Origin of the sequence: Pseudonocardia yunnanensis (genome assembly GCF_039534065.1) — a bacterium.
Lineage (GTDB): Bacteria > Actinomycetota > Actinomycetes > Mycobacteriales > Pseudonocardiaceae > Pseudonocardia > Pseudonocardia yunnanensis.
The window spans coordinates 274,454-286,581 of sequence record NZ_BAAAUS010000007.1 but is presented as its reverse complement, the minus strand read 5'-3'; the positions used below and the strand labels follow the sequence as shown (position 1 = coordinate 286,581).

At 69.9% G+C, this 12,128-nt stretch carries 12 protein-coding genes; 6 read left to right on the top strand and 6 right to left on the bottom strand.

Features of this window, described 5'->3' with window-relative positions; genetic code table 11:
• The first annotated feature begins 133 nt into the window (after nucleotides 1-133).
• The 3 genes from ABD743_RS10670 to ABD743_RS10660 all read left to right on the top strand — a co-directional run bounded on the left by ABD743_RS10670 (nucleotide 134) and on the right by ABD743_RS10660 (nucleotide 2,147).
• Nucleotides 134-535 (top strand): cupin domain-containing protein, encoded by a 402-nt coding sequence (locus ABD743_RS10670; protein ID WP_344721245.1) that lies wholly within the window; start codon nucleotides 134-136, stop codon nucleotides 533-535.
• A 65-nt stretch (nucleotides 536-600) separates the two neighbouring features.
• Entirely contained in the window at nucleotides 601-1,776 is a 1,176-nt protein-coding gene (locus tag ABD743_RS10665; RefSeq protein WP_344721244.1) for a low temperature requirement protein A, read from the top strand.
• A 38-nt stretch (nucleotides 1,777-1,814) separates the two neighbouring features.
• The gene (locus ABD743_RS10660; protein ID WP_344721242.1) at nucleotides 1,815-2,147 is read left to right on the top strand and encodes a hypothetical protein; all 333 of its coding nucleotides are present in this window, start codon (nucleotides 1,815-1,817) and stop codon (nucleotides 2,145-2,147) included.
• Nucleotides 2,148-2,234: 87 nt separating this feature from the next.
• Here ABD743_RS10660 and ABD743_RS10655 read toward each other — a convergent pair whose 3' ends face one another.
• Nucleotides 2,235-3,554 (bottom strand): GAF domain-containing sensor histidine kinase, encoded by a 1,320-nt coding sequence (locus ABD743_RS10655; protein ID WP_344721241.1) that lies wholly within the window; start codon nucleotides 3,552-3,554, stop codon nucleotides 2,235-2,237.
• A 241-nt stretch (nucleotides 3,555-3,795) separates the two neighbouring features.
• Nucleotides 3,796-4,830 carry a ferritin-like domain-containing protein gene (locus ABD743_RS10650; RefSeq protein ID WP_344721239.1) on the bottom strand — a complete coding sequence of 345 codons (1,035 nt, stop codon included), beginning with the start codon at nucleotides 4,828-4,830 and terminating at the stop codon, nucleotides 3,796-3,798.
• Nucleotides 4,831-5,099: 269 nt separating this feature from the next.
• Between ABD743_RS10650 and ABD743_RS10645 the strand changes: the two genes are divergently transcribed.
• On the top strand, nucleotides 5,100-6,830 hold the full coding sequence (locus ABD743_RS10645; protein WP_344721237.1) for an L-aspartate oxidase: 1,731 nt from the start codon (nucleotides 5,100-5,102) through the stop codon (nucleotides 6,828-6,830).
• Nucleotides 6,831-6,845: 15 nt separating this feature from the next.
• On the opposite strand, the gene ABD743_RS10640 is transcribed toward ABD743_RS10645, so the two are convergent.
• Together ABD743_RS10640 and ABD743_RS10635 are read right to left on the bottom strand one after the other, a co-directional pair.
• A complete protein-coding gene (locus ABD743_RS10640; RefSeq protein ID WP_344721235.1) occupies nucleotides 6,846-7,772 on the bottom strand; it encodes an RNA polymerase sigma-70 factor in 927 nt (308 codons plus the stop codon).
• Nucleotides 7,773-7,948: 176 nt separating this feature from the next.
• Entirely contained in the window at nucleotides 7,949-8,839 is an 891-nt protein-coding gene (locus ABD743_RS10635; RefSeq protein ID WP_344721233.1) for an endonuclease/exonuclease/phosphatase family protein, read from the bottom strand.
• 305 nt (nucleotides 8,840-9,144) lie between these two features.
• On the opposite strand from ABD743_RS10635, the gene ABD743_RS10630 reads away from it, so the two are divergent.
• Nucleotides 9,145-9,789 (top strand): NAD-dependent epimerase/dehydratase family protein, encoded by a 645-nt coding sequence (locus ABD743_RS10630; protein ID WP_344721231.1) that lies wholly within the window; start codon nucleotides 9,145-9,147, stop codon nucleotides 9,787-9,789.
• 43 nt (nucleotides 9,790-9,832) lie between these two features.
• Here the strand turns inward: ABD743_RS10630 and ABD743_RS10625 are convergent, their stop codons facing one another.
• Both ABD743_RS10625 and ABD743_RS10620 read right to left on the bottom strand, forming a co-directional pair.
• A complete protein-coding gene (locus ABD743_RS10625) occupies nucleotides 9,833-10,048 on the bottom strand; it encodes a hypothetical protein (protein ID WP_344721229.1) in 216 nt (71 codons plus the stop codon).
• Nucleotides 10,049-10,551: 503 nt separating this feature from the next.
• Nucleotides 10,552-11,136, bottom strand: a complete 585-nt coding sequence (locus ABD743_RS10620; RefSeq protein WP_344721227.1) for a TetR/AcrR family transcriptional regulator — start codon at nucleotides 11,134-11,136, stop codon at nucleotides 10,552-10,554.
• Nucleotides 11,137-11,289: 153 nt separating this feature from the next.
• Here ABD743_RS10620 and ABD743_RS10615 point away from each other — a divergent pair, with 153 nt between their 5' ends.
• Complete coding sequence (locus ABD743_RS10615) at nucleotides 11,290-12,123, top strand: SDR family NAD(P)-dependent oxidoreductase (RefSeq protein ID WP_344721225.1); 834 nt, start codon at nucleotides 11,290-11,292, stop codon at nucleotides 12,121-12,123.
• Nucleotides 12,124-12,128: the final 5 nt, after the last annotated feature.

The following is a 12,128-nucleotide window of genomic DNA, read 5'->3' as shown; positions in this document are numbered from 1 at the left end:
CGGAAGCGAGGACAGGACAGCCTTCGGATCTGTGACAGCAGATCCGCCGAACCGGCTGTGATGCCCGTCATGTCACGAATCGGCGCCTCGTCCGGTCCTCGCTCCCGACACCGGCACCTCGCGAGGAGCACACATGGACACGACATCGCTGGCGGAGACCGCCCGGACGCATATCGAACGCGCCCGGGCGTCGGCGCACGGCCGCAGCGCGCACACGGTGCACGGAGGCCACGACCACGTGCTCCGTCAGACCGTCATCGCACTGCGAGCCGGCGAGACGCTGCACGAGCACAACAGCTCACGGGACGCAACGCTGCAGGTGCTCGCCGGCTGGGTGCGGCTGACCACTGCGACGCAGGCGGTGGAAGCTGTCGCCGGCGACCTCCTCACGGTGCCCGCCGAGGCTCACACGCTCCACGCGGTCGCGGACTCCGCGGTACTGCTGACCGTCGGGCTCGTGCTCGGCACCTCCCACCCCGTTGCGGTCGCGGGCAATGCCGGCCCGGACTACTCCTGGCAAGAGGACTGGAACTAGGGATGCAGCCGCGGACTCTGCCGGAGCCCGGGGCGGGGCCCAGCCGGCCGTCGCTCCGGATCCGGATGACGGCGCGCGCCGCCGACGAGCCGCACCGGGTCTCCACGCAGCTCGAACTGCTCTTCGATCTGACGTTCGTGGTGGCCGTCGCGGGGCTCGTGACACAGCTCGCCCATGGGGTGGCCGAGGGACACGCAGCGGACGTCGTGGCGCCGTTCCTGCAGGTGTTCTTCGCCATCTGGTGGGCCTGGATGAACTTCACCTGGTTCGCCTCGTCCTACGACACCGACGACGTGCCGTACCGGCTGCTCACGCTGCTGCAGATGGGCGGCGTGCTCATCCTGGCCGCCGGGGTGCCGTCCGCGTTCGCAACCGGGGACTATCGCGCGGTCACCATCGGCTACCTGGTGATGCGAGTCGGCCTCGTGGCGCAGTGGCTGCGGGCGGCGCGGGAAGACCCCGATCGCCGCGGCACCACCATCCGGTACGCCGTGGGCATCTCCGCCGTCGAGGTGCTCTGGCTCGTTCGCCAGCTGCTGGCGGAGCTCGGTGTGCTCGGCGGTGCGGCGGCGCCGGTGGTGGTGTTCGTCGCCCTGGCCGGGGCCGAGCTGGCTGTGCCTGCGTGGGCCGAACGCAACAACTGGAGAACGAGCTGGCATCCGCACCACATCGCCGAGCGGTACGCACTGTTCACCATCATCCTGCTGGGCGAGAGCGTCCTTGCGGTGTCGACCGGGTTCGCCGACGTCGTCGGTGCCGGCCTCCACGGGTCGCTGGTGGTGGTCGCGGGTTCCGGACTGGTGCTGCTGTTCGCGCTCTGGTGGCTCTACGAGATGGAACCGAGCGGCGACGGGCTGTCCGATCGGCGAGAGCGCTCGTACCTGTGGGGCTACGGGCACTACGGGATCTTCGCGGCCCTCGCGGCGCTCGGGGCGGGCCTCGAGGTCGCCGTCCGGCAGACCGGAGGCCACGACGCCGTGGGCACGCTCGGGACGGGCTACGCGGTGGCGGTCCCGACCGCGGCGTTCCTGGCGCTGCTGTGGCTGAGCCACGCTCCGATCGTGCCGCGATCGCGGGTCCGGCCGTCCGTCCTGCTGGGCGCCGCCGCCCTCGTGCTGCTGGCTCCGATCGCGGTCGCGTGGGCTGGCGTCGGCGCGATCCTCGCCGTGATCGCGCTGGTCGCCGCCGCGGCGGTCGTCGTGACGGTGGTGCGCTCAACCCGGCCCGACATGGACACCTGACGCGGAATGCATCCGCTGAAGATCAGCGACAGGTGTCCATGTCGAGAGCGCATGTGCGTCGTGGTGCCGGTGTGGTCGCGTTGACCCTGGACCGCGGGCTGGTGCCGGGGCTGGTGGTCGCGTGCGATGTGCTGCTGGCTCACCCGTACCTCGCGGAGCATCAACAGCCGCTCGGTTGGTCGGCGATGGGGTGCGGGCGCGGACAGGTGGCGGTGCTTGGCCCCGGGCTCGTGTCCTTCACCCAGCCTGAGGTTTCGGTAGGTGGTCTGGCCCAGGCGATCGAGGTCGAGCACGCGTGGCTGGCCGGGTTGCGGCGTGCGTTGGCGCCGTGGGCTTCGTCCCCGGCCCCGGTGGCCCGCCCCCTCGGGTAGGCCATCCCCCGACTCTGTATGGCGCGTTGGCCGGCGGGGCGTGTGCGCGTGTTCGGGGTGGCCTTGCGGAACATCGGTGTGCCCGCGCTAAAGCCCACGGGCTGGGCCCAGCGGGAGCTCGGCTTGCACCGCGGTGCCCGCGCCCGAGACGCTCTGCACCGAGAGTCGGCCGCCCAGTGCCTCCACCCGGTCCTGGAGCCCGACCAGGCCGGATCCGCCGGAGAGATCGGCGCCGCCGCGGCCGTTGTCGCGCACACACACCCGCAGCGCGTCGACGCCGTCCGCGGCAGCGGTGTCGACCTGGACGTGGATGGCGGAGGCGTGCGCGTGTTTGGCCGCGTTGGTCAGCGCCTCGGCGACCAGGTAGTAGGCGGCGATCTCGATCGGCTCAGGAAGTCTTCGGTCGGCCCGGACATCCAGGCGGACCGGGGTGGTGCAGCGGCGGGCGAGCGCTTTGAGCGCCGGGGGTAGGCCGCCTTCGACGAGGAGCGCCGGGTGGATGCCGCGGGCGAGCTCGCGCAGCTCGTCCAGGGTGCTGGTGGCCTCGGCGGCCAGCTCGTCGAGCTGCGCTGCCAGCTCGGCGGCCTCGGGCGGCAGTGCCGTTCTCGCCAGTTGCAGTTCCATGGCGAGGGTGACCAGCCGTTGCTGGGCGCCGTCGTGCAGATCGCGCTCGATGCGCCGCCGCGCCTGGTCGGCGGCGGCCACGATCCGGGCGCGCGAGGCGGTCAGCTGCGCCTGGCTCTCGGCGTTGGCAAGGGCGGTGGCGACCAGCTCGGTGAAGCCGGCCAGCCGCGCCTCGGTGTCCGCGGGCAACGGCTGCGCGCGTGCGGACGAGACGGACATCAGGCCCCACAGCCGGCCCTCGACGATCACCGGCACGGCGACCGACGCGCTGAAGTTCCACGCGCGGGCCAGCTCTCCGCCCTCGCCCGAGGCGGTGGCGTAGTCGTCGATCCGCGCCGGCCGCCCGGTCGTGAACACCAGCGTGGTCAGGTTCCGCCCGCCGAGGTTGAATCGGGTACCGACCGGGATGGGGGACGCGGCGGCGGTGCCGCGCCACACACCCAGGATCGTGGCCGCGCCGTCCGGGTCGTACCGAACCGTGGAGGTGAAGTCAGCGTGCAACACCCGCCCGACCTCCGCGGTGACCGCGGCGAACACCTCCTCCGGTGCCGCCCCCTGTGCAACCAGCGTGGCCACCCGCCGCAGCGCGGCCTGCTCCTCGCCGAATCCATCGACATCCCCGGCTAGCGACTCCGACCCACGCGTGTCCCGCCGCGCACGCGCGGCCAGCTCGCCCACCACGTACCCGGCCGCCGCGGAAGCGATCAGCATCGCCAGCGCCCGCGCTCGGGTCACCGCTGAGCGGCCTCGGCCGGCGCCGTTCGGCGCCGTAGCGCCTCTCACGAACACAAGGCTAACCACCAGCTGTGCTGGTGAACACCACCTTCAACCCACGCGGGGACGATCAGGGAGGGAGCGGCGGCGATGCACGGTCGATCATTCGCTCGCGCAAGCCAGACCCCGGCGATCCGCAGGCCCGAGCCACGGGAAGGTACACGGTGGCGTGGAGCCACTCCGACAGCTCGGTGAAGATCTTGTTCAGCTCGTCGTCTCTGATCATGCGGTGGCGACCCGGGCGCGCCGCCTACTTCCGCGGTACGTACTCGAACGTGGGGCCCGCCGTCGTCCGGCCGTCGCCGCTGGGCATCCGCATCAGCGCCTGCGCCTGCTCCTTCAGCGCGTACATCTTCCCGATGGCTGCGCCGAGTCGCGCCGGGCTGCCGGTGAACGCCTCCTCCAGCTCGTGCAGCAGCGCGCAGTACGCGCGGTTGAACTCCTCCTGCGCGAGCCGGACGGCGCTACCCGGCGCGTGGTCAGCCGTGCGCGGGTTCGGCCGCATCGGCAGAACCCCGCCGAGATCCACGGCGATGGGCTCCCCCGTGGGACCGGACTGCGGGGTGTCCCCGGCCCGGAACCGCCTGCCCTCCTTCAGCTCGACGAACCGGTAGTAGTGCGCGACCTCCTCGCGCTCCGGGTGGAACACGTCCCGGTCGCCGTCCCAGACGTCCGTACGGGCCGCGCCCTCGCCCTGCTCGACGATCTCGCCGAGCGCATCGAGCGCCGACGCGAGATCCCGCACGACGACCACTCGGCCACCGCCCTGACGCAGGTGCACGTCGCGGACCTGCCGCCCGGGGTCGCCGCAGAACACCGCCTCCTCCCCCAGCGTGGCGCACAGGCCCCGCAGACCGTCCTCGATCGCGGCGTAGAACTGGCCGATCGTGGAGTAGCCCTCGGCCTGTGCGCGGGCGTCCGCCCGAGCCGGTTGCTCGATGCCCAGGAACAGCTCCAGCGCCGCGGGGCCGAACGGAGCGAGCTCGACCCGAACGGACCCGTCACTGTGGGGCAGCGAGTGCGGGTAGGACGGCAGCAGATGCGGCGCGTCGAGCACCGGATCGCCACCTACCGCGTTGAGCAGGTTCGCCGCCAGCAGTAGGTGCAGCATCTCCTCGACGAAGACACCGCCCACGACTTGCGCCGCCTCGGCGTTCCGCGTGGAATCGATGGAATACAGCGCGCAGAAGTACGGCGGCAGGGTGGAGTGCTCCAGCTCGATCGCCCACTGCAGATGCGTGCGCAGGTCTTCGAGCGTGGCGATGCCAGTGGTGGAGAGCGTCACGGTCGTCCTTCCTCGGGGAAACGCGGGTGTGCGCACCCGCCTTTCCGGAGGACAGGACGGAGCCCGGATCTGTGACACGGGGCGCATCCGCCCCACGAGACGTCACATTCCGGCGGGCTCTCCTGTCCTAGTCGGTGAACGTGTCCGGCCGAGTCGCGAGGTAAGAGCGGGAACACTGGGTTTCAGACGGCTCTTCGGAGTAGGCGTCAAGCAGAGCGTGACTGGTCCCACCCGCCGCCGGACATCATCACCCCACACGAAGGAGAACGATGAAACCGGCCGAGCAGCGGATCGCGACCTCCGTACTGGTGATCGGCACCGGCGGCTCCGGCCTGCGTGCCGCCATCCAGCTGGCCGAGCGCGGCACCGACGTCCTCGTGGTGGGCAAGCGGCCCTCCACCGACGCCCACACCACCCTCGCGGCGGGCGGCATCAACGCAGCCCTCGGCACCATGGACCCCGAGGACTCCTGGCAGCAGCACGCCGCGGACACGCTGAAGGAGAGCTACTTCCTCGCGGATCCACACACCGTCCGGATCGTCGCCGAGGGTGCGGCACGAGGCATCGCAGACCTCGAACGCTGGGGCATGCCCTTCGCCCGCGAGGCGGACGGGCGCATCTCGCAGCGATACTTCGGCGCGCACACCTTCCGGCGGACCGCCTTCGCCGGCGACTACACCGGCCTGGAGATCCAACGCACCCTGGTGAACCGGGCCCGGCAGCTCGCCGTGCGGATCATCGACACGACGTATGTGACCCGGATCCTGACCCGGGACGGTGTGGTGTTCGGCGCGTACGGCTTCGACACCGAAGACGGCACCCGCTACGTGATCCACGCCGATGCCGTGATCCTGGCCGCCGGCGGACACACCCGGATCTGGCGACGGACCTCCTCGCGCCGCGATGAGAACACCGGCGACTCGTTCCGGCTCGCCCTCACCGCAGGCGCGCGCATCCGCGATCCCGAGCTGGTGCAGTTCCATCCATCGGGCCTGATCGAGCCCGAGAACGCGGCCGGCACGCTGGTGTCGGAGGCCGCCCGCGGCGAGGGCGGGATCCTGCGCAACCGGCTCGGCGAGCGGTTCATGCAGCGATACGACCCCGAAAGAATGGAGCTCTCCACCCGGGACCGGGTTGCCCTCGCCGCCTACACCGAGATCAAGGAGGGCCGGGGCACACCACACGGCGGGGTGTGGCTCGACGTCTCCCACCTGCCGAGGGAGACGATCATGCAGCGGCTCCCCCGCGTCTACCAGACCCTGCTCGAGCTGCAGATGCTCGACATCACCACGACGCCGATCGAGATCGCACCGACCGCCCACTACTCGATGGGCGGGGTCTGGGTGCGCTCGGAGGACCACGGCACCGGAATCGAGGGCCTGTACGCCATCGGCGAGGCCTCCAGCGGACTGCACGGGGCCAACCGGCTCGGCGGCAACTCGCTGATCGAACTGCTGGTGTACGGCCGGATCGTGGGCGACACCGCGGCGGACTACTCGGCCGCACTCGGCGCGCAACAGCGCAGCGCCGCCGCGGTTGCCGAGGCCCGTGACGAGGTGGACCAACTGCTCGCCGCGGACGGGCCCGAGAACGTCCGCTCTCTGCAGCGTGCGGTCCGCGACACCATGACCGAGCACGCCGGCGTCGTGCGCGACGAGCAAGGGCTGCAGGCGGGGCTCGCGGGACTCGACGACATCGAGACGACCGCGAAGAACGTCGGCGTGCATCCCGACCTGGCCGGCTTCCAGGACCTGGCCCACGCGTTCGACCTGCGGTCGTCGCTGGTCGCAGCCCGCGCGACCCTGGAAGCCGCGATCGAGCGCCGGGAGACCCGCGGCTGCCACAACCGCTCGGACTTCCCGGACCTGGACGAGTCACTGCGGGTCAACATGGTCTGGTCCGGGCCGGGGAACGTGGTCCGCGAGGCGGTGGCCGAGACGCCCGTGGAGATCGCAGCCCTCGTCCGGGAGGTCTCGTCCGCCGGCAAGCTCGTGGAATGAGCCAGTGGAAGGCCGCTACTCGGCGCTCCTCGCCTTTACCGCGGCGGAGATGCGCTCCAGCTTCGCGGGGTTCATGACCCAGTAGACGCGGTCGATGCCGTCGCCGGTGCCGCTCACGGTGAACCACACCACCGGCACGCCGTCCCGGCTGGCCAGCACGGACGGGCGGCCATTGGCATCGACCCACGCCACCTGCAGCCCCGACCAGAACCGCGAGGCGAACGCCGCGATGAACTTCGCCACGCGCACGCGGCCGAACACCGGGAAGCGCGACGCGTCCCGAACGGTGCCACCGCCGTCCGTGTAGCTGGCGACATCCGCGGCGAACAGCGACTCCAGCTCGTCGAAGTCGCCGGCCTGCGCCGCGGAGAGGAACGCCGCGAGCAATCTGTGCTGCTGAGTGGCGTCGACGGACTTCTGCCGCTCCGCCGCGACGGCTTGGCGCGCCCGGCTGAGCAGCTTGCGCGCGTTGCTCACCTTGGTCTGCAACACCTCGGCGATGCGGGCGTACGGGTAGTCGAACGCCTCGCGCAGCACGAACGCCGCCCGCTCGGTGGGCGAGAGCTTCTCCAGCAGGACGAGCACCGCGGTCTCCAGCGCCTCGCACCGCTCAGCGCCCAGCTGAGGATCGGCGGTGGTGTCGACCGGTTCCGGAAGCCAGGGACCCACGTAGGTCTCCCGCCGCGCGCGTGCCGTCTGCGTCGCATTGATCGCCAGCCGGGTGGTCATCGTGACGAGGAAAGCGGTGGCGTCCCGCACCGCGGCACGGTCATACGCCTGCCACTTCACCCAGACGTCCTGCACGATGTCCTCGGCATCGGCGACACTGCCGAGCATCCGGTACGCGATCCCGAACAGGCGCGGCCGCAGCTGGGCGAAGTCGTCCGCCACCGCATCCAGCCCGGTGTTCGGAACCAGCGGCCCGCTTCCGGTGCTACCCACGGCGCAGCCGGCGTCCGGCAGACATGACGCGACGTCCCGGACGCATCGCATCGAACGAAGCACTCAACGTCGACACGACACACCTCCTGGGACCGACCGGGACGGAACGCCACCCCATGATCTCCCTGTCGGTCCGGCCAGGGCACAGTGGCCGACTACATCACACCTCGTAGGAGCTAGGCCGTACGACGGCCTGCTCGCTGCGGAGCGAGCGTGACGAGCAGCGCCGGGTGATCGGTAGTGCCGCGCAGGTCGATCGTCCGCGAATTCTCGACGACGAACTCGGGTGTCACCACGACATGCTGCTGCCCACCGTCGTCGGCGACCGCGGAACCCGCCGGGAGGCAGGACGTGAGGTCTGCGCTGTCACCGGACCCGAGGTTCAGGTCACCGCCCAGCACCAGCGACGCCGCCCCGTCCCGTGCGCGCAGCGCCGCTATGACCGTGCCGAACAGGTACCTGCACTGGGCGACCGTGACCTCCCGCTCGGTGTAGGCCAGGTGTGTGGTGCAGACGGTGACGTCCGGAGTAGCCGCAACGTCCAGACACAGCCACGCCCGCTCCTCCGGGTCTTCCCGGTCCTGGGCCGGGTAGATCCCACTGCCTGCGGACGACCCGGGCACGACCGGCCACCGCGAGACCAGGCCGATGCCGTACTGCTGGCCGTTGCGACAGCGGTACGGATCTCCGGTTCGCCCGTCACGCGCCGCTTGGAACGCCGAGGCGACCTTGCCGCCGGGCAGCACATCGGCGAGCGCCCGCTCGAGGGACGACACGTCGTCCTGGCAGACCTCGTTCAGGGTGACCAGGTCGGGCGCCTCGGCGCGAATCACCGCGGCGGCCTCGGCCGTCGACCGGCCGGTGTAGCAGCCGGCGATGCCACTGCCGCACAGGTTCATCTGCAGCACCCGCACCGGCCCGGCCTGCACGCCGCCTGCCGGGTCCGGCGGACCGGACGGGGGCCCGACCGCGTTCGACCCGGTCGTCATCCCGGCGCATCCCACCAGACACGCGACCAGGCAGCCGACCGCAGCCGCCCGCAGCCCTCGGTACGACCTGTCGCGCATGCCCGTCTCCCCATCCCTGGCTCCCCGTCGCGCAGGGGCGTTCGACCCTACGGTCCCGGATCGGGCCGAGGCCACCGCAGGAGGACACGCGCGTCGCCGCCGGGCCTGGAGCACTGGTCATCTGCCCGTTGCTTCGCGCTTCCGCACACTCAAATGGCCCCTCTGATCTGCTCGGAAATGACCCACGATGGTGCGCCACACCGGAGCTAGCGTTGGTTCATGGCCGCTGTTGACATCAACACGCCACGGATGCCCCGCACGTGAACTACTGAAAGTGCGACCGAGCGGGTCTTCACCATCCAGAGATGACGAGAAAGCCAGGAGAAAAAATGGAGATCCCAACTGGGCGCGGTCAGACCGATCAGGGTTTGAGAATCTTCCTCGCCGGCGCGTCCGGCGTGATCGGACAGCGACTGATTCCCCTGCTGGTCCAGGCCGGGCACGTGGTCAACGGCATGACGCGCTCATCCGACAAAGCGGGAATGCTGCGCTATCTCGGCGCCGAACCGACCGTCTGCGATGTCTTCGATCGTGAGGCACTCATCCAGGCGGTTCGCGACTTCAACCCGGACGTCGTGCTGAACGAGCTGACCGATCTGCCGGATGACGTGACTCAGATCGGCGCGCTCGCAGACCTGAACGCTCGCATCCGAACGGAGGGAACCCAGAACCTGATCGAGGCCGCACGGCGCAGCGCGTCGCCGAAGATTCTGACTCAGAGCGTCGCCTGGCAACTGCCGGATGGGCCCGATGCGCAGGCTGTCGCCGAGCTGGAGCGCGCCGTTCTGGCCGAGGGCGGGGTCGTGCTGCGCTATGGACAGTTCTACGGGCCCGGCACCTACAACGAGCAGCAGATCCCCTCGGAGCCTCGGGTCGGCATCGACCGAGCTGCTGAACTGACGGTGGAGGCACTGGGCGAGCCGACCGGTGTCGTCGTCATCACCGACTGAGCGCACGACCGCAACCTTCGACGAGTTCTCCGACAGCCGATTGCTACATCAGCACCTGCCCGCCGGCCGCACTTCCCCAGACTCCGTCGCGATGATCCGGACTCTGCGGCGGAGGCGGTTCGGCGGGCTTCTCCATTCGAGCGGTCACCTGGGTGCAATCTTCGACGACGCACAGGAAAAGGGTCTTCTTGTCCAGGTAGGCGTTGTAGACGATCCAGGCAAGACAACGGACGCCATCGTGCCGTCCTGTGTCGATCAAGTCTGTGACACTGCCGCCAAGATATGCAAGTCTGTCAAAGATGACAGTGTCGCCAAGCATGGCGCTGTGACGCTCACCCCACCGGTGGCGTTTGCGTCACACTGAAGCCACAACGGCGCACATGGGCCGGGTATTGCCCGATCCCCTCCGTCTTCGAAGGAGCCCGTGATGAGCTCTGCCCGTCTTTGCCTACAAGGACGCCATACCCTTCTTCACCGAAGCCGGCGGCGACATCATCGCACCAACGCGGCATTCTGACCGCGGCCGCGCATCGTCCCACCAATCAGGGAAACTACGCGCTCTACCGTGCCCGCAGCTCAGGGGACCTGCGCACAGTGGGGTGCGGCTCGGTGCCGACAACATCGAGACGGCGAAATATGCACTCACAATATGTGCACGTGGCGATTTACACACCCGCCCAAGCGTCGGATGATGAAAGAGGTTCGAGGGGTACCTCAGTTCATCATCCGGCCACGAGATGACCAGGCCCACATACCGCGAGCTCAGGGCGCGGGCGAGAGCAATGCGCCGATCAGTGCGGCGGCCGTACCCCTGAGGCGCTCGGGGTCCTGGTAGACGCTTTCCACGATCACGTTCCCCCGGCTCATGGTGACCAGCACCCGCGCCGCCTCCGCCGGAGGGATGGTGAGTCGAGCTCGAGCGTCATCAGCGGAGAGCCGCTCGCGTATGAGCCGCTCCAGGTCGTCGAGCAGATCGCGAAGCACCGCGTTGATGCGTTCCCCGCCCGCTCGGGTGTCGATAGCCGTCTTGGTCGTCAAGCATCCGCGCGGCGGGACGCCCGTGGTCATCGACGTGAAGGTGAAGTCGAAGAAGTCGAGCAGGGCGCGCTCGATGCTCGGATTGGCGAGCAGGTGAGCTGCCTCGGCGAGGAGCTGCTTGGCGTAGTCCTCGAAGACGTGCAGGAACAGGGTTTCCTTGTCCTGGTAGGCGTTGTAGAGCGATCCACGCAGCACGCCGGAGGCCGTCGCGATGTCCTGCATGGAGGTTGCGCCGTAGCCCTTGGCCCAGAAGACCTCCAGGGCGCGGTCCAGGGTCGCCTTCTCGTCGAATTGTCGCCGCCCAGCCATGCGGAGAGCCTACCCCGTCTTTGACACCGCTGACAAAGTATGCGAGCTTGTCAAAGATGACAGTGCTGTCAAGCATGTCTCCACGGCGCTTGCTCGACCGGTAGCGCGCCTGGGTCGGGCGCTTCCCGACCCCTCAATCTCGAAGGAGCCTTCGTGAGCTCTCCCCCGCTTGACCTGCGAGGACGCCACACCCTACTCACGGGCGCCGGCAGCGGCATCGGCCGCGCCCTGGCCCTCGAACTGGCCTCACGTCACGGCACCCTGGTGTTGGCCGGCCGACGCCCCGAGCCGTTGGCAGAGACCGCGGCCCTGGTCGCGGAGCGCGGCGGCACCGCGCACACGATCACCACCGACCTCACCGCCGACGGAGAGCCCGAACGTGTCGTGGCCGAGACCGTCGCCGCGCTCGGCGGCCTCGACATTCTGATCAACAACGCTGGGAACGTACGGGCGTCGGCTCTCGAGGACATCGACGTGGCCGACATCCGCGCCATGATCGGGCTCAACCTGCTCGTTCCCATCCTCACGACACGGGCCGCGCTACCCCACCTGCGCGCCGCCGGTGCCCAGCACCGACACGCCGCCCTGGTCGGCATCGCCGCGGGCGCCGGCCTGCTCGGCACGCCTTTCTACGCCACCTACGCAGCCACCAAGGCCGGTCTCGCCCGATTCGACGAAGCAGTGCGCCGGGAGCTGTACGACAGTGGCGTTCACGTCGCCACGGTGTACCCCGGCCCGGCCGACACGCCCATGATGGCGACGACCCGAGCCGGCGCGGGCCTGGGCTATGCACTCCGCCCCGCCGACCAGTTGGCGGCGGAGATGGTGGCCGGCCTCGAGGAGCGCCGAATAGACATCAACACCCAACTCCCCGAACGCCGCGCCATGGAGGAGCTCAACGCGAGGGACCCGCTCGCCATCGATGCCGCCCTCGCACCGAAGCTCGCCGAACTCCGAGCCGCCGTCAGCACACACCGCAGCATCTGACCGGT